Source organism: Actinoplanes italicus, assembly GCF_003001815.1.
Lineage (GTDB): Bacteria > Actinomycetota > Actinomycetes > Mycobacteriales > Micromonosporaceae > Actinoplanes > Actinoplanes italicus.
In genome coordinates this window covers 1-21,277 of the sequence record NZ_PVMZ01000012.1, presented here as the reverse complement: position 1 = coordinate 21,277, position 21,277 = coordinate 1, and the positions used below count along the sequence as shown (strand labels likewise).

General features: G+C 70.5%; 18 protein-coding genes. 9 read left to right on the top strand and 9 right to left on the bottom strand.

The features are described from left to right. The first annotated feature begins 12 nt into the window (after window positions 1-12). Window positions 13-2,058, top strand: coding sequence for a prolyl oligopeptidase family serine peptidase (locus CLV67_RS27180; protein ID WP_170154016.1), 2,046 nt, complete (start codon window positions 13-15; stop codon window positions 2,056-2,058). Between the two features lie 542 nt (window positions 2,059-2,600). Here CLV67_RS27180 and CLV67_RS27175 read toward each other — a convergent pair. Next, window positions 2,601-3,545 (bottom strand): PDDEXK family nuclease, encoded by a 945-nt coding sequence (locus tag CLV67_RS27175; RefSeq protein ID WP_106323270.1) that lies wholly within the window; start codon window positions 3,543-3,545, stop codon window positions 2,601-2,603. A gap of 309 nt (window positions 3,546-3,854) precedes the next feature. Between CLV67_RS27175 and CLV67_RS27170 the strand changes: the two genes are divergently transcribed. Genes CLV67_RS27170 through CLV67_RS27160 form a run of 3 tightly spaced genes read left to right on the top strand, consistent with a single transcriptional unit; the run spans window position 3,855 to window position 6,392 of the window. Beyond that, a complete protein-coding gene (locus CLV67_RS27170) occupies window positions 3,855-5,135 on the top strand; it encodes an MFS transporter (protein ID WP_106323268.1) in 1,281 nt (426 codons plus the stop codon). A gap of 34 nt (window positions 5,136-5,169) precedes the next feature. Beyond that, a complete protein-coding gene (locus CLV67_RS51205) occupies window positions 5,170-5,883 on the top strand; it encodes a hypothetical protein (RefSeq protein ID WP_146169303.1) in 714 nt (237 codons plus the stop codon). Between the two features lie 2 nt (window positions 5,884-5,885). Next, window positions 5,886-6,392: a mycothiol transferase gene (locus tag CLV67_RS27160; protein ID WP_106323266.1), complete on the top strand. Its 507-nt coding sequence runs from the start codon at window positions 5,886-5,888 to the stop codon at window positions 6,390-6,392. Here the strand turns inward: CLV67_RS27160 and CLV67_RS27155 are convergent. The 4 genes from CLV67_RS27155 to CLV67_RS27140 all read right to left on the bottom strand — a co-directional run bounded on the left by CLV67_RS27155 (window position 6,384) and on the right by CLV67_RS27140 (window position 11,724). Continuing rightward, complete coding sequence (locus CLV67_RS27155; protein WP_106323264.1) at window positions 6,384-7,850, bottom strand: ATP-binding protein; 1,467 nt, start codon at window positions 7,848-7,850, stop codon at window positions 6,384-6,386. The two genes, CLV67_RS27160 and CLV67_RS27155, sit on opposite strands and share 9 nt — an antisense overlap. Continuing rightward, window positions 7,850-9,508, bottom strand: a complete 1,659-nt coding sequence (locus CLV67_RS27150) for an NAD(P)/FAD-dependent oxidoreductase (RefSeq protein WP_106323262.1) — start codon at window positions 9,506-9,508, stop codon at window positions 7,850-7,852. The genes CLV67_RS27155 and CLV67_RS27150 overlap by 1 nt, the downstream gene beginning before the upstream one ends. A gap of 13 nt (window positions 9,509-9,521) precedes the next feature. Further along, a complete protein-coding gene (locus CLV67_RS27145; RefSeq protein ID WP_106323260.1) occupies window positions 9,522-10,661 on the bottom strand; it encodes an NAD(+)/NADH kinase in 1,140 nt (379 codons plus the stop codon). Window positions 10,662-10,746: 85 nt separating this feature from the next. After that, window positions 10,747-11,724: a class I SAM-dependent methyltransferase gene (locus CLV67_RS27140; protein ID WP_106323259.1), complete on the bottom strand. Its 978-nt coding sequence runs from the start codon at window positions 11,722-11,724 to the stop codon at window positions 10,747-10,749. Between the two features lie 243 nt (window positions 11,725-11,967). Here CLV67_RS27140 and CLV67_RS27135 point away from each other — a divergent pair, with 243 nt between their 5' ends. After that, the gene (locus tag CLV67_RS27135; RefSeq protein ID WP_106323257.1) at window positions 11,968-12,507 is read left to right on the top strand and encodes a substrate-binding domain-containing protein; all 540 of its coding nucleotides are present in this window, start codon (window positions 11,968-11,970) and stop codon (window positions 12,505-12,507) included. Window positions 12,508-12,541: 34 nt separating this feature from the next. On the opposite strand, the gene CLV67_RS27130 is transcribed toward CLV67_RS27135, so the two are convergent. Further along, complete coding sequence (locus CLV67_RS27130; protein ID WP_106323255.1) at window positions 12,542-13,258, bottom strand: adenosylcobinamide amidohydrolase; 717 nt, start codon at window positions 13,256-13,258, stop codon at window positions 12,542-12,544. A gap of 11 nt (window positions 13,259-13,269) precedes the next feature. Beyond that, complete coding sequence (locus CLV67_RS27125) at window positions 13,270-13,809, bottom strand: GNAT family N-acetyltransferase (RefSeq protein WP_106323253.1); 540 nt, start codon at window positions 13,807-13,809, stop codon at window positions 13,270-13,272. A 74-nt stretch (window positions 13,810-13,883) separates the two neighbouring features. On the opposite strand from CLV67_RS27125, the gene CLV67_RS27120 reads away from it, so the two are divergent. Beyond that, a complete protein-coding gene (locus CLV67_RS27120; RefSeq protein WP_106323251.1) occupies window positions 13,884-14,855 on the top strand; it encodes an Acg family FMN-binding oxidoreductase in 972 nt (323 codons plus the stop codon). A gap of 16 nt (window positions 14,856-14,871) precedes the next feature. Here CLV67_RS27120 and CLV67_RS27115 read toward each other — a convergent pair whose 3' ends face one another. Beyond that, window positions 14,872-16,542, bottom strand: a complete 1,671-nt coding sequence (locus CLV67_RS27115; RefSeq protein WP_106323249.1) for an alkaline phosphatase family protein — start codon at window positions 16,540-16,542, stop codon at window positions 14,872-14,874. Between the two features lie 88 nt (window positions 16,543-16,630). Between CLV67_RS27115 and CLV67_RS27110 the strand changes: the two genes are divergently transcribed. The 3 genes from CLV67_RS27110 to CLV67_RS27100 are packed head-to-tail and all read left to right on the top strand — an operon-like array spanning window position 16,631 to window position 20,936. Beyond that, window positions 16,631-17,239, top strand: a complete 609-nt coding sequence (locus CLV67_RS27110) for a TetR/AcrR family transcriptional regulator (RefSeq protein WP_170154015.1) — start codon at window positions 16,631-16,633, stop codon at window positions 17,237-17,239. Next, the gene (locus tag CLV67_RS27105; protein ID WP_106323245.1) at window positions 17,233-18,972 is read left to right on the top strand and encodes an ABC transporter ATP-binding protein; all 1,740 of its coding nucleotides are present in this window, start codon (window positions 17,233-17,235) and stop codon (window positions 18,970-18,972) included. Before CLV67_RS27110 ends, CLV67_RS27105 begins: the two co-directional genes overlap by 7 nt. Then, on the top strand, window positions 18,969-20,936 hold the full coding sequence (locus CLV67_RS27100) for an ABC transporter ATP-binding protein (protein ID WP_106323243.1): 1,968 nt from the start codon (window positions 18,969-18,971) through the stop codon (window positions 20,934-20,936). The genes CLV67_RS27105 and CLV67_RS27100 overlap by 4 nt, the downstream gene beginning before the upstream one ends. Before the next feature lie 118 nt (window positions 20,937-21,054). On the opposite strand, the gene CLV67_RS52750 is transcribed toward CLV67_RS27100, so the two are convergent. Beyond that, on the bottom strand, window positions 21,055-21,277 hold a 223-nt coding region (locus tag CLV67_RS52750; protein ID WP_211304162.1), incomplete at its 5' end, for a hypothetical protein.

Below are 21,277 nucleotides of genomic sequence, written 5' to 3'. Positions count from 1 at the left end.
GGAGGATCGCCGGTGGAAGGCCAGCTCCATCGCGTAGACGTGACCGTGCTGCCGGCCGGGTGGCACGCCCTCGAGTCGGAGATCGCCGGCAACTGGTCGCCGGCGCTCTCCCCCGACGGGCGGCACATGGCGTACGTCTCCGACCGCGGCGGCGTACCCGCCGTCTGGGTGCAACCGGTCGGCAGCGAGATGGCCTTCCGCGTCGGCACCGGGCCCGAACCGGTGTCGACGGTGCGGTGGTCCTCCGGCGGCGGGTGGCTGGCCTGCCAGATCACGCCCGGCGGAGCGCCCCGCAACGAGGTGTGGCTGGTCCGGCCGGACGGCTCCGACCTGCACCAGGTCGCCGGTTTCGGCACGGACACCGCCGACAACATCCGGTGGCTGCCCGGGCGGCCGATCCTGGCGGTCACCGAGAATCTGACGTCGGCCGTCCTGATCGACGTCGTCACCGGCGTCAGGACGGTGGTCACCGAGGGCGATCTGGTCTCGCTTCTCGACGTCGATCCGGCGGGGCGCTTCGCGCTTCTGCGGTACGGGCCACGCGGCGCCCGCCACATCGTGCTGCGTGATCTAGCCGGCGGCGTGGAGAAGCCGGTCACCCGGGGGGAGCGGGCCGTCTTCAGCCCCGGCGGGGGATGCGTGTACGCGCTCAGCCAGGACGGCGAGTTCCCGGCCCTGCTGCGCATCGCCGGGGACGCCGTCGAGATCCTGGCCCAATCCCCCGTCTCGGCCGGCTCACTCGTCTCGGTGCTGTCGGCCGGATCGCCCGCCTCGGTCGTCTCGGTGCCGTCGGCCGGCTCCTCCATCTCCGCCGGCTCGCCCGTCTCCCCCGTCTCGGCCGGCTCGCCCGTCTCCCCCGTCTCGGCCGGCTCGGCCGGCTCGCCCATCTCGGCCGTCTCAGCCGGCTCGCCCATCTCGGCCGTCTCCGCCGGCTCGCCCATCTCGGCCGTCTCCGCCGGCTCGCCCATCTCGGCCGGCTCGCCCGTCTCGGCCGCGGACGCCGCCGAGGTCGAGGACTTCGAGGTGGCGGCCGATGGGCGTACCGCCGCGGTGTTGTGGAACGTCCGGGGAGGCGAGTCGGAGGTCGCGCTGATCGACCTGGACCACGACGGCGATCGCGTCCCCCGCCGGATCCCGCTGCCCGGCCCCGTGGCCGGTGAACTGACCTGGAGCCACAACGGCAGGACGCTCGGGTTCACCGCCGAGGGGCCGGGACAGCCGAACGGCGTCTGGGTGTGGCAGCGCGACTCCGGAGAGGTCGAGGCGGTCTCCGCCGCACCCGCCGCGCCCACCGCGATCCGCCCCGAGCTGCGGGTCTTCCCGGCGCACGACGGGCTCACCCTCACCGGGTGGCTGTTCACGCCGCGCACGCCCGGCCCGCACCCGACCGTGATCTGGCTGCACGGCGGTCCCGAGGCGCAGGAACGCCCCGGACACGGGCCGCTCTTCCAGTCGCTCGCCGACCGTGGCATCGCCGTGTTCGCCGCCAACGTGCGGGGTTCGTCCGGTTTCGGGCGCTCGTTCGTCGACGCCGACAACATCGGTCTGCGGTACGGCGCGATCGAGGACGTCCGCAGCTGCGTGCACCACCTGCGGGACAGCGGGGTCGCCGGGCGCGTCGGCGTGATGGGCCGCTCCTACGGCGGCTATCTCACGCTGGCCGTGCTGACCAGGTTCCCCGAGCTGTTCGAGGTGGGCGTGGACATCTGCGGCATGTCGAACTTCGCCACCTTCTACGAGCACACCGAGCCGTGGATCGCCGCGGCCGCCGTCAGCAAGTACGGCCACCCGGTCCACGACGCCGACCTGCTGCGCGATCTGTCACCGATCCACCGGATCGACCGGCTGCGGGCGCCGCTGCTGATCGTGCACGGCGCCAACGACAGCAACGTACCGGTGATCGAGGCCACCCAGGTCGCCGACGCCCTGGCGGCCCGTGGCCATCCGCACCGCTACCTGTTGTTCCCCGGCGAAGGCCACGAGCTGCTGCACCGGGCCGCCCGGGCCGAGTTCCTGACCGAGACCCTGGCCTGGCTGCAGACCCACCTCCAGCCCTGACACCACCTTCGCGTGGCGACCTACGGTCAGCGGGCGGGCGCTGCTCACCACACAGCACCGCCCCACCCCTCGCGTGGTGACTCACGGCTCGCCAACGGGCACAGGTCACCACACACTGGCGGGTGCTTGCCTGCGTGGTGAGCTGCGGCTCGCGGGCGGGCGCTGCTCACCACACAGCACCGCCCCACCCCTCGCGTGGTGACTCACGGCTCGCCAACAGGCACAGGCCACCACACACTGACGGACGCTTGCCTACGTGGTGAGCTGCGGCTCGCGGGCGGGCGCTGCTCACCACACAGCACCGCCCCACCCCTCGCGTGGTGACTCACGGCTCGCCAACAGGCACAGGCCACCACACACTGACGGACGCTTGCCTACGTGGTGAGCTGCGGCTCGCGGGCGGGCGCTGCTCACCACACAGCACCGCCCCACCCCTCGCGTGGTGACTCACGGCTCGCCAACAGGCACAGGCCACCACACACTGACGGACGCTTGCCTACGTGGTGAGCTGCGGCTGGATCGAGTCTTGAGTCACCACATGATCAATCGCACCAGCCTGCGGCCCGGAGTGCGGCCCGCAACTGCCCGGCCACCACCTCCGGCCGTGAACGAAGCAGGCCCGCGGGGAAACGCAACACTCGATCGCCGGCGAGCCACACGTCGTTCTGCCGCAGCATGTCGGCTGCCCAGTGATCGACGTCCATGTGGTGAGCGCCGTCGATCTCCGCATGAAGACGCCACTTCTCCCAATAGGCGTCGAGGAACCGAATCCGCCCCGACGCGTCACGACGCCGTTCCTGGAAGTCCGGCATGGGTAGCTGTGAGTTCCGGCAGAGCCGCTTGAAGTTGATCTCGGAGAGTGCCTGGGTTCCACCGGCGATGTCGGTCAGCGTCTGTTCGATCAGTCGGGCCCGGGGCAGGCGCTGTCGTATCGCAAGCACCTCGAAGACCTGCCCGGGTGTGACCCGGCGTTGCTGACAGCTCACCGCGATGACGGTCCGTGCGGCATCCGCACTCCGCGCCCAGACTGCCGCGTCGACCACGGCCCGAGCGGTGATTGTTCGCGGTGGACTTCCCACCTGCCGGTGGTCGGAGGGCAGCACTCTCGTCCGCGTCACCCGGACCGGTGGCATCTCGGCCGGCATCGCGGGCAGGCGGGTGCTGACTTTGCGCTCGGCCGGAACGAGGATCCGCACCGTGCCCTCCTCGAGCCCACGCACGCCGGCTTCGGTGAGTGCGGTCACCCCGGCGAGCATCGCCTCCGGGCCGGCCACGAGCGTCGCGACCCAGAGATGCTGCGATCGGTTCATCGGCCCGTTCGAGGTCATGACGACGTCCCGGCAGATCTTGCGCCAGCGCCCGGTTCGCAGATGGCCTCGTACGACTCCCCGTCCTAACAGGTCCGCAGCCTGGGCCGCGGTGAGGATGCCGGATTGCTGGGAGTTGAGGCGGATGAACGTGTCATCCGGGCTGACGGATTCGGCCATGAGGGCCACGCTCGCAGAATGAACCACGGCGCGCCGAAGTGCCTGTGGATGACGACCGCCCCTGTGGACGAATCACACTCGCCGACCACGAATCACCACGCGAGACGGCGGACGACGCAACGTGGCGAACAGCGCCCACCGGCCAGCCACAGATCACCACACCAGACGGCGGGGCGCCGAGGGCACGAGCAGCGCGGGACACGAGCAGCGCGGGACGCGGGCGGGGGCACGTGAGAAGGCGCACGTTGCCGGGGGTGTGGGTAACGACGGAGGGTGGTAAGCGCACGTTACCCCGGTGAGAGGCGTCTGATGGCCCTGCGTCCCTGGGCGGTGTGGGCCGCCGGCCTGGCCGCGTACACGGTTGCCGTACTTCATCGCAGTTCGATCGGGGTGGCCGGGCTCGACGCGCAGGAGCGGTTCGGGGTCGGTGCGAGTGCGCTGGCCGTGTTCGCGGTGCTGCAGCTGCTCGTGTATGCGGCGCTGCAGATCCCGGTGGGCCTACTGCTCGACCGGTTCGGATCGTTGCGCCTTGTGCTGGCCGGTGCGGTCGTGATGGCGTCCGGGCAGGTGCTGCTCGCGTTCACCGACGGCATGGGCGGGGCGATCCTCGCCCGGGTGCTGGTCGGCGCGGGTGACGCCATGACGTTCATCAGCGTGCTGCGCCTGGTGCCGCGCTGGTTCCCGGCGTCGCGGGTGCCGGTCATCACCCAGCTCACCGGGATCATGGGCCAGTTCGGGCAGGTGCTCTCCGCCGTACCGCTGGCTGCCGTTCTCGCCGGATACGGCTGGAGCACCGCGTTCGTCGGCGCCGCCGGGGCCGGGCTGTTCGTGGCGATCGTGGTACTTGCCACACTGCGGGACACGCCGGAGCGGCGGATCAGCAGCGGCGGCTCGATCAGCTGGCAGCGACTCGGCACCGACCTGGGCAGCTCGTGGCGGCATCCGGGCACGCGGCTGGGTCTGTGGGCGCATTTCACCACCCAATTCACCGGTACGGTCTTCGCGCTCATGTGGGGTGTGCCGTTCCTGGTCGCGGGCGAGGGCCTGAGCCGGTCCACGGCCGGTGTGCTGCTGACCGTGTTCGTGGTGACCGGCATGCTGGCCGGCCCGGTGCTGGGGCTGCTGACGCAGCGGCACCCGCTGCGCCGCTCCTGGCTGGTGCTCGGCATCGTGGCGATCAACATGGTCGCCTGGGCCGTGGTGATCGCCTGGCCCGGCCGTGCGCCGCTGCCGCTGCTGGTGGCGCTGGTCATCGCGCTGGGCCTGGGCGGGCCGGGCTCGATGATCGGGTTCGACTTCGCCCGCAGCTTCAACCCGCCGAGCCGTCTGGGCACCGCGACCGGTGTGGTGAACGTGGGCGGGTTCGTGGCGTCGCTCGTGACGATCGAGCTGATCGGGCTGATCCTCGACGCCCGCACCGGCGGCAGTAACGACTATCACATCGACGACTTCCGCATCGCGATGTCGGTGCAGTTCCTGGTGGCCGCGGTCGGGGTGGTGGGCATCCTGCGGACCCGGCTGCTGACCCGGCGGCGGGTCGCGGCCGACTCGGCGGGTTTAGCGAACGGCGTGGAGGTAAAGGCCAACTGATCCGCGCAAATCCTCACGCAGGGATCAGGAGTTCATGTCCGTACAGGCTGAGGGCCGTTTCTGGTCCGGAATCGACATTCCGAAGACCATCGCCGGCACACTGGCGGCCGTCTCCGCGGCCGTGCTGGGTTCGTTCCTCGGGGTGGCAGGCACGATGATCGGGGCCGCGCTGGCCAGCGTGATCAGCTCGATCGGGACGGAGATCTATCACCGTTCCATCGATCGCAGCGCGAAACGGCTCCAGTCGGCGTTCACGGTCGCACCGGCGGCGGTGGGTACCCCCGCGGTCGAGGCGACCGATGCCGCTCCGTCGGAGGAGACGACGGTCACGGAGCCCCGGAGGATCCACTGGAAGCGGGTGGCCCTGGTGGCGGGCGCGTTCTTCGTCCTGGGGCTGGGGGTGCTGACCACGGCGGAGCTGTTCGCCGGCCGGTCGGCGGCGGATGTGACCAGCGGGCGCGACAACGGCGGCCCGACCATCCTGTTCGACCAGGCAGGCGACGATCACGACGAGAAGGAGCCGGCGGTGGTCACTTCGAAGCCCCCGGCCGTCCCGGCCACCGACACCACGGCGCCCTCCGAACCGACCCCCGGCGCCACCACCCCGGCCGAGCCGGCTCCCACGTCCGAGGGGCCGACGGCCACGACGTCGCCGGAGACCGGGACACCGGAGGACACTGAGACCGATACCGGTACGGAGTCGGACATCGGCGCCGCGCCGGAAGAGGGCGCCGAGACGGGAGAGTGAGCATGGACGTGCACGAGATCCTCGCGGACGGGTACGGCCGTCTACCGGAGACGATCGAGAACGCGGTCCGTGACCTGGCCCCGGAGCAGCTGCGCTGGGCGCCGAAGCCGGGCGCCAACTCGATCGGCTGGCTGATCTGGCACCTGACCCGTGTTCAGGACCACCACATCACCGGGATCGTCGGCGGCGAGCAGATCTATGTGACCGGTGACTGGGGACCGCGGTTCGGGCTCAAGACCGATCCGTCGGACACCGGTTACGGGCACACCGCGGCGCAGGCCGCGGCCGTCGCGCCGGAGAGCGATCAGGCTCTCATCGACTACTACGAGGCCGTGCATGATCGTACGGTCGAGGCGTTGGAAAGCCTGACGCCCGCCGATCTGGACCGGATCGTCGACCGTGACTGGGATCCGCCGGTGACCGTCGGGGTCCGCCTGGTCAGCATCCTGGACGATGACATCCAGCACGCCGGCCAGGCGGCATATCTCCGAGGGCTGATCTCAGGCTGACGCCGGTTCGGTGAACGGCAGCCGGACCAGGAAGCGGGTGTCGCCCGGCTGCGACTCGACCCGGATGTCCCCGCCGTGGCCGTTGACCACGATCCGGTAGGAGATGTCCAGGCCGAGGCCGGTGCCCTGGCCGACCGGCTTCGTGGTGAAGAACGGCTCGAAGATCCGCTTGCGGACCTCTGGCGTGATGCCGGGGCCGGTGTCACCGACCGACACCACAAGGCTCTCGTCCTCACGGTAGGTGCGGACGGTGAGGGTCCCGGCGCTGTCCATGGCCTGGACCGCGTTGTCGATCAGGTTGGTCCACACCTGGTTGAGCTCGGCCGGATGGGCCGGGATCTCGGGCAGGTCCCGGTCGTACTCCTTGACCACGCGTACGCCCTCGCCGATCTTGTGGCCGAGCATCACGAGCGTGCTGTCCAGTCCGACGTGCACGTCGATCCACTGGTGGGCGGCCCGGTCCACGTGGGAGTACTGCTTGGCGGCGTGCACCAGTGACGACACCCGGCCGGTGGCGTCCTCGATGTCGCTCATCAGCTGCTCGGTCTCCAGGGCGTACCCGATCCAGTGGATCGCCTGGTCGAGCAGCTCCGGGGAGCCCAGCCGCGTCTCCAGGTCGGTGAGGCATCCGGTGTCGATGCCGCCCTGCGCGAAGACCGGGGCGACGTCCCAGCCGCTGGTGATGTTCCGCTCGTCCATCCAGTCGCCGAGCTCGTCCTCCAGGTCGGCGGTCTGCATGGCGGTCAGCGCGGGAGCTTTCGCGGCCCGCTCGATGACCTCCTCCTGCAGCTCCAGCAGGGCGACGAGCCGGTCCGGGGCGACCTTGCCGGCGGCCAGCTTGCCGAGTTTCATCCGCATCGCGGCGACCCGCTGGCGCAGCGCGCTGGTGGCCCGGGCGGCAGCCGCGGCCGGGTTGTTCAGCTCGTGCATCAGACCGGCGGACAAGGCGCCGAGCGCGGCCAGGCGCTGCCGCTCGCCGATCGCCGCCTGCGAGTTCGCGATGCCCAGGGCCAGGCCCTCGAGCAGGTGGATCGACATCGGGAACCACTCGCGCATGACCCAGCCGAAGTCGTCGGCGGAGAGCACGAAGAACTCGCTGTCGGAGAGCGCCCGCATGGATGCCGCGTACTTGCGGGGCACCCCGTCGTCGCGGAGATAAGCCTGGGTGGCGCCCATGTAGACGCCGCGCTGCTCGGTGCGGGTGGTGACGACCTCGTCCTCGCCGACCCGGCGGCTCAGCGCGATCGTGCCGCTGAGCAGCACGAAGAATGACACGGCCGGGTCGCCCTCGCGCAGCACCAGGCCACCGGCGCCGACCCGCATGGTGCAGCCGTGCTCGGCGAGCCAGGTCAGCTGCTCGCCGGACAGTTTCTCGAACAGGAACAGGGTGCGCAGCTCATCGATGGTGAGCTGACCGGGCGCACACGGTTCGAGGCGGATCTCCTCGACATCGGTCATTATTGGGCCTCCAGGTAGCGATGGACCAGCGCGACGGCCATCGCACCCTCACCGACCGCCGAGGCCACCCGTTTCACCGAGCTGGCTCGGACGTCGCCGGCCGCGAAGATACCGGGGACACTGCTCTCCAAGTAGAACGGATCCCGGTCCCGATCCCATCCCCGCGGACGCTCCCCGTTCAGCAGCAGATCCGTACCGGTACGGATGAAGCCCTTCTCGTCACGCAGGAGGGTGTCGCCGAGCCAGTCGGTGCGCGGCTCGGCACCGATGAAGACGAACAGGTAACCGCACTCGACCGTCGTCTTGTTACCGGCCTTGTTGTCACAGATCGTGATCGTCTGCAGGTGGCCCTGGCCCTGCGCGCCGATCACCTCGCAGCGGGTCCGCACGCTGATGTTGGGCACCTGGGCGAGCTGCTGGATCAGGTAGTACGACATGGACGCCTCGAGCGAGTCGCCGCGGACCAGCAGGGTGACGTTGCGGGCGTACCGCGAGAAGAAGAGCGCCGCCTGCCCTGCCGAGTTGGCGCCGCCCACGATGTAGACGTCGGTGCCGGCGCAGGCGGGGCCCTCGGTCGCGGCCGAGCCGTAGAACACGCCGGAGCCCGTCAGCTCGGCGACGCCGTCGGCGACCAGCGGGCGGTACGAGACGCCGGTCGCCAGCAGCACGGCGTGCGCCGAGACCTCGCCGCCGTCGGCGAACGTCAGCGTGCGGGCCGAACCGTCCGCCCGGAGCCCGACCACCTCGCGGGTGCTGATCGTCTCGGCCGCGAACTTGTCGGCCTGCCGGCGGGCCCGGTCGGTGAGCTGCGCACCGGAGATGCCGTCCGGGAAGCCGAGGTAGTTCTCGATCCGGGAGCTCTGCCCGGCCTGGCCGCCCACCGCCTGGCGTTCGATCAGCAGCGTCTTGAGCCCCTCCGAGCCGCCGTAGACCGCGGCGCCCAGGCCGGCCGGGCCACCACCCACGATGATCAGGTCGTAGAAGTCGCGGCCGGGCGCCGTGGAGAGCCCGGCCACCTCGGCGACCTCCTGAACGGTCGGCCGCGACAGCGCCCGCCCGTCGGCGGTCACCACCAGGGGCACCGCCTCCGGACCGGCCCCGGCGGCCTCCAGCAGGCGGCGGCCCTCCGGCTCGTCGGCGCCGAAGTAGCGGTACGGCACCAGGTTGCGGGCCAGGAAGTCACGGATCTGGAAGGACGGCTCGCTCCACCGGTGCCCGACCACGCGGATGTCCGGCAGCTCCTTGTCACCGGTCGCCTGCCAGGCGTCGAGCAACGCGTCCAGCACCGGGTAGAGCTTCTCCTCCGGCGGGTCCCACGGTTTGAGCAGGTAGTGGTCGACGTCCACCACGTTGATCGCCTGGATCGCGGCGTCGGTGTCCGCGTACGCGGTGAGCAGCGCCCGCCGCGCGTGCGGGAACAGGTCCATCGCCTCTTCGAGGAACTCGATGCCGTTCATCTGCGGCATCCGGTAGTCGGCCAGGATGACCGCGACCCGGCCGCCGCGGAGCTTCAGCTCACGCAGCGCCTCCAGGGCCTCGGAGCCCGAGGAGGCCCGGAGGATCCGGTAGTCCTCGGCGTAGCGGCGGCGCAGGTCACGCGCGATGGCACGCGAGACGGACGGGTCGTCGTCGACAGTGAGGATGACGGCTTGGCCCATGGTGTCGCTGTCCTCAATTCTGGGGGTGACGTTCGAGATAACCGGCCACGTACGGGCAGGTCGCGATGACCGGGAGGCCGCGTGACCGGGCGTCGGACAAGGCGGCGGAGACCAGGCGGCCGGCCAGTCCCCGGCCGGAGAACGCCTGGTCGACCTCGGTGTTGAGCAGATCGATCCGGTCCTCCCCACGGCGGTAGTCCAGCGAACCGGCCGCTTCCCCGCCGAGCAGCACCTCGTAGCGCGACCGCTCGAAGTTGTCGACGACGACCGCGTCGGCCGGATCGTGCGCGACGGCCTGCGCGCTGCCCTCGACCCGCAGTTTGCGCCGGGCCCGCTCGTAGAAGCCGGTCTGTCCGAACCGGATCACCCGGGCCGCCTCCGGGACCGGCCGGATCTCCAGCGACGCCCCCGCCGAGGCGTGCCCCTCGATGATGCCGTCCACCTCGATCGCCAGCTCTCCGCTGGTCGGCAGCACGTCCAGGGCCAGCTGCTCGGACGTGTCCAGCACCAGCGACCGGTTGAAGGACGAGTGCGCGGCGGCCGCGGAGACGATCAGCGCCTGCACGTTCGGCGAGACGATCGGGCCACCCGCGGAGAAGCTGTACGCCGTCGATCCGGTCGGCGTCGACACGATCACCGCGTCGGCCGAGTAGTTGACGAAACCGCGGCCCTCCACCCGGATACCGACCGCGGCCATCCCGTGTCCCGGCACCCGCACCAGGGCGACGTCGTTGAACGCCGACACCTCACGCCCGTTCGGCAGGACGGTGCGCACCGCGGTCCGCGACTCGACCGTGTAGCGGTGCTCGTCGATCGCGGAGAGCGCCTCGCCTAGCATGGGCAGGTCGACCTCGGCCAGGAAGCCGAGCCGTCCCACGTTCACCCCGAGGACCGGCGTGTCCCGCCCCTCGGCCAGGCGCATCGTGCGCAGCATCGTGCCGTCGCCGCCAAGGCTCACCAGCAGCCCCGCCCGTTCGACCATCTCCTCGGCCTCGACCGCCTCGGCGGTGCAGCCGTTGATGCGGCTCACCTCGTCGGGCAGCCCGAGAACGGTGACGCCGCGCTCGGCCGCCCACCCCGTGATCGCGTCGATGGCGGCGCCGCAGTCCCGCCGCGGATGCAGCACCAGCCCGACGACTTTGACCATGCCCATGGCAGCCAGCCTTCCATGCCGAAGGTGCAATCGGCGACCGCCGAAACCGTGGCGACACACACGCCGCCATTTCCTCCCGATCTGGTCAGGTTCGTATGGCCTGGGCCAGGAATCGGGTGGGGACGTCCTCGTAGGCGGTCAGGTCCCAGCCGGCCGCGGCCAGGAGAGGGCCCAGACGCTCCTCGCCCAGGGGTTCGCCGGGGCGGAGGGTCCGGCCGTGGCGGGCTGCCAGTTCGGCGCGGCCGGTCGGGTGGAAGATCGCCAGGGTGCCACCGGGGCGGGTGACGCGGGCCAGTTCGGTCAGGCCCGCGATCGGATCGGGCAGGTGGTGGACCAGGCCGGCCGCGAAGATGACGTCGGCCGTGGCGTCGGCCACCGGGAGGCGGCGGGCGTCGGCGAGCAGCAGGGTGGCACAGTCGCCGCGGCCGGCCCGGCGGGCGGCCGCGAGCATGCCGGGCGTGAAGTCCAGGCCCAGGACCCGGCCGGTCGGGCCGACGGCCGCGGCCAGTGCGGGCAGGGCCCGGCCGGTGCCGCAGCCGACGTCGATGGCGACATGACCGGGGCGTACGCCGGCCAGCCGCACCGCCTCGGTGTAGCGGGGCATGTCGTCGCCGAACTTGCTGTCCCAGTCTGCGGCACGGGCGGCGAAGAAGGCGCGGCTCTCCGAGAGGTACCACCGGTCGACGTCGGCCAGGTCGGGATGCAGGTGGCGGATCACCGGCCAGTCGGGGTCGCGGTGGTCGATCACCACCTGGGCGCGGCGCTCGCCGTCGCCCTCGGCGAACCGGTGCCTCGGGCCGCCGCGCAGGTAGACGAGGATGCGGTCGGTGGCCGGTTCGAGGACGTTGAGGGCCGAGTCGAACATGCCGCCGCCGGGGCCGATCAGGCCGAGGACCGCGTCGACACTCCACGCCCGGGCGGCGGGCGGGAAGGCGGCGGCCAGACGCGAGGCGAACGCGGCGGCGGCGCCGGGGTCACCGCCGTCGACGATCACGGTGAGCGGGGCACGCGGCGCCAGGACCTCGGCGAGCAGGGCGGTGACTTCGGCGATGCGTTCCGGCACGCCCTCAGCATGACGGCGGGACTGTGACGCGCGCAACACCGCAAAGGTCGCACATTTCGACCTGATTTGTCAGCTCTCCACCGCGTCCGGGCGGCTTGGCAGCGGGCTTCCGCCGGCCGGTGGAACCCGGCACACGGCACGGAACGAGGGCGAAATGGCACGGGCCGGGAACCGTTCGCCTCGGCGGGACAGTCGAACCGGTGGCGGCAATGAAGGAGTGAAGGCGGCGAAGCGGAGGAACCGATGAGGGGACTGACAGCGGTGCTCATGGGGGCCGTTCTGGTTCTGGGCGGCTGTGCCGGGGACGGGGCGGTGAGAGACGACGGTTCGCCGAGGATCGTCGCGCCGACAGCGGGTTCCGGCGATGGGGGCACGAGTGCCGCGCCCGGCGGCGGGGTCGAGGTGGCGCCGGGGCTCGTCACGCTCCGGGTGCTGGCGGACGAGTCGCTCCGCGAGGTGCTCGGCACGGTCGAGCAGGGATTCGAGGCGCATCATCCGAACATCGAGGTGGCTCTGACGTACGCGGAAGGGGGGAATCTCGCCCGTCGCATCGCCGGCGGCGAATCGGGGGACGTCTTCGCCACCGATGATCTCTTCGCCATGCGGACGGTGACCGACGCGGTGCGGGGGACGGACCCGGCGGAGGAGTTCGGTGGCGGGCGGCTCACCGTGATCGTGCTACCCGCGGCGGCCGAGCCGGAAGCGGCGGCGGCGTTCGTCGACTTCCTGCGGGAGGGCGCGGGCCAGCGGATCCTGATCGATTCCGGCGTGGAGCGACCATGAGAACCCGGCTGCCACGTCCGGCGCGCGCCGGACCCTAGGGATGGCGGGTGACCCGGTCGGACCAGGAGCGGCCGGTGGCCAGGTTGGCCTCGCCGCCGATGAGAACCGCCCGGTGAACGGCCCGGGCGAGGGGCGCGCCCCAGCGGGAACGCGGTCCGCCGTAGGCGGCGGGCGGGCCGCCGAGCGGGCAGAGCACGCAGACGGCGTCGGTGGCCGTCCCGGTGGCTGCCAGCCCCAGTTCGGCCAAGGCCTGCGCCTTCGCCTCGGTGGCGGTGGCGACCGCGTTGACCAGCGCGCCGCCGGAGAGCCGCTCCGGCACCCAGACGACGATGTTGACCGTGCCGGGCCGATGATCGAAGCCGGACTCGGCGGAAACGCTTCCGGCGGGCCGGTGGTCGAAGCCGGAATCGGGGGACGCTGCCTGGATGGGGGCGCCCAGGCCGACGGTGGCGTGGACCTGAACGTTGTCGTCGCGGGTGGCGACCACGTCGGCGACGTCGACGCCGGTGAGCAGGCCGATGCCCGGACCGGTGAGGCCCAGGCCGGCGGCGAGGGACGCCAGGTGGGCGTCGGGGTCGGGGCGGGCGTACGACATCGCGACCGACGCGTTGATCAGCCACTCGCGCGGGCCGGTGCCGCCGCCGAGGACGGCGCTGGAGACGGCCAGCAGCGGCTCGGGGAAGCGCCAGAGCAGCAACGGGACGTCGAGCCCGTCCTCCCGGCGGTGGGTGAGCGACGGTTCCGCGAACATCTCCTGCGAATCTACTTCCACTCGGAGGCGAGGACCGCCCAGATCTCGGTGTCGTTACGGACACCCTGCCAGGGGTACGACGAGCGCAGCCGTCCCTCGCACGTCATGCCGAGCCGCCGGGCCACGTTGGAGCTGTCGAGGTTGTCCGGGTTGCAGTGCCATTCGGCGCGGTGCAGGCCGCGGACGGTGAACGCCCAGTCGATCAGCACCCGGGCAGCCCGGGTCACCAGGCCGCGGCCGGTGGCCGACGGCTCCAGCCAGACGCCGATCTCACAGTTGCCGTTCCTGGCGTCGAAGGCCACGAACATGGTGCCGCCGACCAGTCTGCCGTCGAGCCAGATGCCGTAGAGCCGCTGCGTGTCCTTGGCCGCGTTGTCGGCGTAGCGCTGCAGGGTGGCGGTGGCACTGGCCAGGTCGGTGCTGACGCTGGCCCAGGGGATCCACGGGTCGACGGTGGCGCGGGCCCGGTCCATGTGGGCCAGGAATTCCTCGGCCTGCCAGGGTTCGAGCGGGCGGAGCTGAGCGTCTTCGGTGAGGTCGATGGCGAACACCGGAGCAGCCTAACTACGAGGGGTAGGGCCCAAAGGCCGTACCCACCGCCGGGTGGAAGGGGCACGATAGGGACATGAACCACACCGACGAGGTCAAGCGCGCACTGGTCCAGGCGGCGGACGCGGCCCGGTTCGCCCCGTCGATCCACAACACGCAACCGTGGCGCTGGGTGGTCCGGGAGGGGCGGCTCGAGCTGTTCGGCGTGTCCGAGCGGCAGCTGCGCGAGCAGGACCCGGAAGGCCGGATGCTCCTGCTCAGCTGCGGGACCGCCCTGCATCACGCCCAGGTCGCCCTGGAGGCCGAGGGCTGGCGGCACGAGGTGGACCGGCCGGCTGGTGAGCCACTGGCCGTGATCCGGCCGGTCGAGCAGGAGCCGGTGAGCCCGGAGGCGACCCGGCACTTCCAGATGCTGCAGGTACGCCGTACCGACCGTCGGACGGTGACCGACGAGCGGGTGCCCGAGGACACGCTGCGGCACCTGGTGAAGGTGACCGAGGAGACCGGCGCCCGGATGCACGTGCTCGGCCGCGATCAGGTGATCGCGCTGGCCGTGGCGGTCGACCGGGCCCAGCACGCCGAGGACACCGACGACCGGATGAAGGCCGAGACGGCGACCTGGGTGGGTGGCGAGCGGCTCGACGGCACCGGCATCCCGGCCTCGGCACTGCCCGAGGAGGTGCCGCTCACCACGGTCGCCGAACGCGACTTCCAGGTGAAGGGCACGCTCGATGCCGGGGACGGGCATGACAGGGCCGCGGTGTACGCGGTGCTGTACGGCGAGGGTGACGGGGCCGAGGACTGGCTGCGTGCCGGTGAGGCACTGAGCCGGCTGTGGCTGGCCGCCACCGAGCAGGCGGTGAGCGTGCTGCCGCTGAGCAGCCCGGTGGAGATCCCGTTCACCCGGCAGACGCTGCGCCGGATGCTCGGGGACGTCGGCTTCCCCTACCTGGCGGTACGCCTGGGCACGCTCGACCCGGCACACTCGGCACCGCCGAAGACCCCCCGGCTCCCGGCCGGGCAGGTCATCGACGTCGTCCCGGGCTAGGGCCTGGGTCCGCTCGTCAGTGCGGGTCGCCTTCCGGGCCGTACGCCGCGAGGAAACGGTCCCGGAAGGTGTCCATCCGCCAGACCGGGGCTGCCGGGTCGGGCTTGAGGCCGTCGGTCCAGCCCCAGCCGGCGATCCGGTCGAGCACCTTCGGGTCCTTCGCGACGATGGTGATCGGCACGTCGCGGGTCGCGTCGTGCCCGACCACGGCGGAGGCCGGCTGGTGATCGCCGAGGAACACCATCACCAGGTCGTCGCGGCCGTACTCCGCCATGTGCCCGAGCAGGCTGTCCATCGAGTAGGCGACCGAGCGGGCGTACTCGGTGCGCATCCGCTTCTCGTCCTTCCACACGGTGGTCGGCGCCTCGGCTCCGGCGACCATCGGGCCGTACAGGCTGCCGTCGCCGATCGTGTTCCAGTCGACCATGCTGGGCACCGGGGCCCACGGGGTGTGGCTCGAGGTCAGGGTGATCTCGGTGAGCAGGCGGCCGCGGTCGGCGACGCCGTACTCCAGCTTCTGGAAGGCGGACATCACGTACTGGTCTGGCATCGGGGACCAGCTGAAACGGGGTCCGTTGTAGCCCAGCGTGTGCGAGTCGTAGATGTGGTCGTATCCGTAGAACTCCCCCTCGGGCCAGGCGAAGGTGATCCCGGGCTGCACGCCGACCGTACGATGACCGCTGTTCTTGAATGCCCTGGTGAGGGTCAGCCGGTCGGAGGAGACGACGCTGCGGTAACGCTGCTCGTTGTCGATCCAGAGCCCCGACAGGAACGTGGAGTGGGCCAGCCAGCTGCCGCCGCCCGCGGTGGAGGACGTCAGCCAGCCGCTGCGTGACGCGTACCCCTTGGCCGCGAGTTTCGCCTGGTTGGAGGTGATGCTGGCCAGGACCGGGGTGTTGAGGGCCGGGTCCTCGATCGCGTCGCGGCCGTAGCTCTCGATGAACGAGACGATCACGTCCTTGTCCCGCAGCGCGGTGAGCATCTGATCGGCCGGCCGGTCCCGGTAGGCGTCGACGCGCACCTCGGCGGCGAACCGCTTGCGGTCGGCCAGGTCGTTGGGCAGCGCCAGGGCGGTGTGGGCGGCCAGTTCGGCGGCGGTGTGCGAGGCGACCGGGATGCCGCCGATCAGCTGGAAGCTCATCGCGGTGAGAGCGATCCAGGCCGCACCGACGGCTCCGAGACCACGCCAGGCGCCGACGCGATGGTTGAGCATGATGCCGCTGAGCCGCTGGACCGCCCAGGTCATCAGGGCGACGAGGCCGGCCGCGCCGAGCACCAGAGCGGCCGCGACGCCGATGGTGGCGGGCTTCCCGATCGAGTCGACCATGAAGTTGAACGCGTCGTCGACCAGGATCCAGTCGAGCACCGGGTCGAAGCGGCGGGCCAGCACCGCGAAGAAGCCGATGTCGATCATCTTGATCACCGTGAGGAGCCCGAGGAGTACCCCGAGGCCGAGGGCGATCGGGCGGCGTGCCCGGCCGAGACGCCCCCGTCGGGGTAGCAGGAGCAGGAAGGCTCCGGCGACGAACGCCTCGACCGGAACTCGCAGGAGCGCGGTGAAGACCGAGTTGCCGGGCGGCAGCCGGAAGATCTGGTCCGGGACGATGAGGGCCAGGAACACCAGAACCGCGGCAAATCCCGTGGTCACGTGCCGGAGGACCCGGCGGTACGGCTTCTTTTCGCTCACGCTTCCTTCATACGCCAGGCGGCCGGATCCGGTTCGACCGAGGTAATCCGTTTGTCTGAGTGAGTACTCGCTCATTAGAGTGGCCGGCATGGAACAGCGACGCAGACGCGTCCCCGCGATGGCGCCCGAGGAGCGGCGGGCCGCCCTGATCGCGGCGACCATCCCACTGCTCAACGAACACGGTCTGGAGGTGAGCACCCGCCAGATCGCCAGCGCGGCCGGAGTGGCCGAGGGCACGATCTTCGGCGTCTTCGAGAGCAAGAGCCAGCTGGTCATCTGCTCCGTGGTGAAAGCCCTGGACCCGCAGCCGACCCTCGACGCTCTCGCCGCCATCGACCGGACGACCCCCCTGCACGACCGGGTGGCCGCCGCGGCCGAACTCATCCAGGGCCGGTTCACCGAGATGGCGCCACTCATGCACGCCGCCCGCAAGCTGATCTTCCTGGGCGAACAGGATCCGGAGTCCAAGGCCCGGATGATCGCCTCCCGCGCCGCGCTGGCAGCGGCCGTCACCGACGTCTTCGCCCCCGACAAGGGCAGCCTCCGGGTGACACCGGCTCGCGCCGCGCACCTTCTGCTGATGTTCTGCGGCGCCAACACCTTCGGGCCCTACGGGGAGCCCGATTCGTTCAGTGGTGCGGATCTGGCGGCCCTGCTGCTCGACGGCATCCACATCAAGGAGACACCGTCTTGCTGATCAAATTGTTGAAAGTGCATCTGCGGCCGTACCGGAAAGAGATCACCCTGGTGGTGCTCTTCCAGTTCCTGCAGACCATCGCGACGCTCTACCTGCCCGCGCTCAACGCGGACATCATCGACAACGGCGTGATCAAGGGCGACACCGGCTACGTGATGCAGGTGGGCGCCGGCATGCTCGGCATCACGGTGCTGCAGATCGCCGCGCAGATCGTGGCCGTCTACTACGGCGCCCGCACGGCCATGGCCGTCGGCCGTGACCTGCGTGCCTCGATCTTCGACCGGGTGCAGAGCTTCTCGGCCCGCGAGGTCGGCCAGTTCGGTGCACCGTCACTGATCACCCGGACCACCAACGACGTCCAGCAGATCCAGATGCTGGTACTTCTCACCTTCACGCTGATGGTGTCGGCGCCGATCATGCTGGTCGGCGGCATCGTGCTGGCCCTGCGCGAGGACGTGCCGCTGTCCGGCCTGCTCCTGATCATCGTGCCGGTCCTGGTCACCGTGATCGGCCTGATCATCACCCGGATGCGTCCGCTGTTCCGCACGATGCAGGAGCGCATCGACCGGATCAACCAGGTGATGCGCGAGCAGATCACCGGCATCCGGGTGATCCGGGCGTTCGTCCGCGACGATCACGAGCGTCAGCGGTACGGCGCCGCCAACGACGAGCTGACCGACGTGTCGCTGAAGGTCGGCCGGATCATGGCGCTGATGTTCCCGACCGTGCTGCTGGTCGTGAACATCTCCAGCGTCGCCGTGCTCTGGTTCGGCGGCATGCGGATCGACTCCGGCGGGATGCAGGTCGGCCAGCTCACCGCGTTCATCAGCTACCTGATGCAGATCCTCTTCTCGATCATGATGGCGACCTTCATGTTCATGATGGTGCCGCGCGCCGAGGTCTGTGCCGAGCGGATCGAGGAGGTGCTGGGCACCGAGTCCAGCGTGGTGCCGCCCGCAGCGCCGGTCACCGAGCTCTCCCGGCACGGCGAGCTGGAGCTGCGCGATGTGGGCTTCCGCTATCCGGGGGCCGAGGCGGGAGTCCTTTCCGGCGTACGCCTGAACGCGCGCCCCGGAGAGGTCACGGCGATCATCGGCAGCACCGGCAGCGGCAAGACCACCCTGCTCAACCTGGTCCCCCGGCTGTTCGACGCCACCGAGGGCCAGGTCCTGGTCGACGGCGTGGACGTACGCGAGATCGACCCGGCGCTGTTGTCGTCGGTGATCGGCCTGGTCCCGCAGCGGCCGTACCTGTTCACCGGCACGGTCGCGTCCAACCTGCGCTACGGCAATCCGGACGCCACCGACGAGCAGCTGTGGGAGGCCCTGGAGATCGCCCAGGCCAAGCCGTTCGTCGAGTCGATGGAGGGGCAGCTCGACGCCCCGATCGCGCAGGGCGGCACCAACGTCTCCGGCGGGCAGCGGCAGCGGCTCGCGATCGCCCGCACGCTCGTGCACCGCCCGGAGATCTACCTGTTCGACGACTCGTTCTCGGCACTGGACTACGCCACCGACGCGGCCCTGCGGGCGGCGCTCACCGAACACATCACGGAAGCCACCGTGATCATCGTGGCGCAGCGGGTCAGCACGATCCGCGACGCCGACCGGATCATCGTGCTCGACGACGGCAAGGTGGTCGGCACCGGAACACACGAGGAACTCATGGACACCAGTCCGACGTACCGCGAAATCGTCTTGTCGCAGTTGACCGTGGAGGAGGCGAGCACCCGATGAGCGAGCCTCAGCGTCGCGGTCCGATCCCGGGCGGTCCGCCGGCCGCCCGGATGATGATGGCGGGCGGGCCGCCGGAGAAGCTGGAGGACTTCAAGGGGTCCACCAAACGCCTGCTCGGCCTGCTCAAGCCACAACGCGTGTTCGTCGCCGGCGCGCTGGCGTTCGGCGCGGTCGGCGTCTTCCTGTCGGTGCTCGGGCCCTACCTGCTCGGGCACGCCACCGACGTCATCTTCGAGGGCGTCATCGGCAAGATGCTCGGCCAGAACCTGCCGCCCGGCGTCACCCGCGAGCAGGCCATCGAGCAGCTGCGCGCCACCGGGCAGAACGCGCAGGCCGACCTGCTCTCCGGCGTCGACGCGGTACCCGGCCGGGGCATCGACTTCGACCGGCTGGCCGAGGTCCTGATGTGGGTGGCGATCATCTACGTCTTCGCGTGGGTCTTCGGCGTGCTGCAGGGGCGGCTCACCACCCGTGCCGTGCAGGCCGCCGTCTACGACCTGCGCCAGCAGGTGGAGGAGAAACTGGCCCGGCTGCCGCTGTCCTACTTCGACAAACAGCCGCGCGGTGAGGTGCTCAGCCGCGCCACCAACGACACCGACAACATCGCGCAGACGCTCCAGCAGACGTTCGCACAGCTGGTCACCGCGTTGCTGACGATCGTGGGCGTACTCGGGATGATGTTCTGGATCTCGCCCCTGCTGGCCCTGATCGCCCTGGTCACCGTGCCGGTGTCGATCTGGCTGACGACCGTGATCGGCAAGCGGTCCCAGCCGCAGTTCGTGGCGCAGTGGAAGACGACCGGCCAGCTCAACGGACACATCGAGGAGATGTTCACCGGGCACACGCTGGTCAAGGTCTTCGGCAGGCAGGACGAGGCCGCTTCCGTCTTCGGCGGGCACAACGACAAGCTGTACGCCTCCAGCTTCCGGGCCCAGTTCATCTCCGGTCTGATCCAGCCCGCGATGATGTTCATCTCCAACTTCAACTACGTCCTGGTCGCCGTCATCGGTGGCCTGCGGGTGGCGTCCGGCACGCTGACGCTCGGCGAGGTGCAGGCGTTCATCCAGTACTCGCGCCAGTTCAGCCAGCCGCTCACCCAGGTGGCCAGCATGGCGAACCTCGTGCAGTCCGGAGTGGCGTCCGCCGAGCGGGTGTTCGCCCTGCTCGACGCCGACGAGCAGTCGCCGGAACCGGCTCCCGTCGCCCTGGACGGGGTGCGTGGGCGGATCGCGTTCGAGGACGTGTCGTTCCGGTACCTGCCCGACAAGCCGCTCATCGAGAACCTGTCGCTGACCGTCGAGCCCGGGCAGACCGTCGCCATCGTCGGGCCCACCGGCGCCGGCAAGACGACGCTGGTCAACCTGCTGATGCGGTTCTACGACGTGACCGGTGGACGGATCACCCTCGACGGGGTGGACATCGCCACCATGCCGCGGGAGCAGCTGCGCGAACAGATCGGCATGGTGCTGCAGGACACCTGGCTGTTCGGGGGCAGCATCGCCGAGAACATCGGGTACGGGGCCGCGTCTCCGTCCGCGGATCTTGTCCGGCTGGCCGCCGAGGCTGCCCACGTCGACGGGTTCGTTCGCATGCTTCCCGACGGGTACGACACGAAGATCGACGAAGAGGGGTCGAACGTCAGCGCCGGGCAGAAACAGCTGATCACCATCGCCCGGGCGTTCCTCGCCGAGCCGAGCATCCTGATCCTCGACGAGGCCACCAGTTCGGTCGACACACGTACCGAGGTGTTGATCCAGCGCGCGATGGCGACCCTGCGTACCGGGCGGACCAGCTTCGTCATCGCCCACCGCCTGTCCACCATCCGCGATGCCGACGTCATCCTGGTGATGGAGAACGGCTCGATCGTCGAGCAGGGGGATCACTCTTCGTTGCTCGCCTCGGGTGGGGCCTATGCGCGGTTGTACTCGGCGCAGTTCGCTCAGGCGGTCGTCGAGGTCGACTGACGCGTGCGAGGGCGGGTTCGGGCGTTTCGCGCCCGAACCCGTCCTCGTCTCGCCGGCCGCGGCACGGCTGCTCGGCTGTTCTTGTGCGGTTGCGGTTGCGGCTGTCCGCCGGACGTCGTCAGGCGGTCGGCGATCTTGCGCAGTTGGGGCTGGCTGCGGGGCGCAACCTCACTAGACACCTTTCGCGGTCAGGGTTTGTGCCAGGTCTGATGGCGACGCTTTTGGGGGATCGACTGATTTCGGTGGTTTCGGGTGTGCTGGATTTGTGCGGTACGGCGATGGTGGTGGCCTGAATCAGGCCCAGCGAGAACGGCGTGAGCAGGTGCGTTGGCAGGCGGCGG

Excerpts from the sequence above, each read along its gene's own strand:
- CLV67_RS27175 (WP_106323270.1), bottom strand. The coding sequence starts at position 3,545 with ATGGCCGAATCCGTCAGCCCGGATGACACGTTCATCCGCCTCAACTCC.
- CLV67_RS27170 (WP_106323268.1), top strand. The coding sequence starts at position 3,855 with ATGGCCCTGCGTCCCTGGGCGGTGTGGGCCGCCGGCCTGGCCGCGTAC.
- CLV67_RS51205 (WP_146169303.1), top strand. The coding sequence starts at position 5,170 with ATGTCCGTACAGGCTGAGGGCCGTTTCTGGTCCGGAATCGACATTCCG.
- CLV67_RS27160 (WP_106323266.1), top strand. The coding sequence starts at position 5,886 with ATGGACGTGCACGAGATCCTCGCGGACGGGTACGGCCGTCTACCGGAG.
- CLV67_RS27155 (WP_106323264.1), bottom strand. The coding sequence starts at position 7,850 with ATGACCGATGTCGAGGAGATCCGCCTCGAACCGTGTGCGCCCGGTCAG.
- CLV67_RS27150 (WP_106323262.1), bottom strand. The coding sequence starts at position 9,508 with ATGGGCCAAGCCGTCATCCTCACTGTCGACGACGACCCGTCCGTCTCG.
- CLV67_RS27145 (WP_106323260.1), bottom strand. The coding sequence starts at position 10,661 with ATGGGCATGGTCAAAGTCGTCGGGCTGGTGCTGCATCCGCGGCGGGAC.
- CLV67_RS27135 (WP_106323257.1), top strand. The coding sequence starts at position 11,968 with ATGAGGGGACTGACAGCGGTGCTCATGGGGGCCGTTCTGGTTCTGGGC.
- CLV67_RS27130 (WP_106323255.1), bottom strand. The coding sequence starts at position 13,258 with ATGTTCGCGGAACCGTCGCTCACCCACCGCCGGGAGGACGGGCTCGAC.
- CLV67_RS27120 (WP_106323251.1), top strand. The coding sequence starts at position 13,884 with ATGAACCACACCGACGAGGTCAAGCGCGCACTGGTCCAGGCGGCGGAC.
- CLV67_RS27110 (WP_170154015.1), top strand. The coding sequence starts at position 16,631 with ATGGAACAGCGACGCAGACGCGTCCCCGCGATGGCGCCCGAGGAGCGG.
- CLV67_RS27100 (WP_106323243.1), top strand. The coding sequence starts at position 18,969 with ATGAGCGAGCCTCAGCGTCGCGGTCCGATCCCGGGCGGTCCGCCGGCC.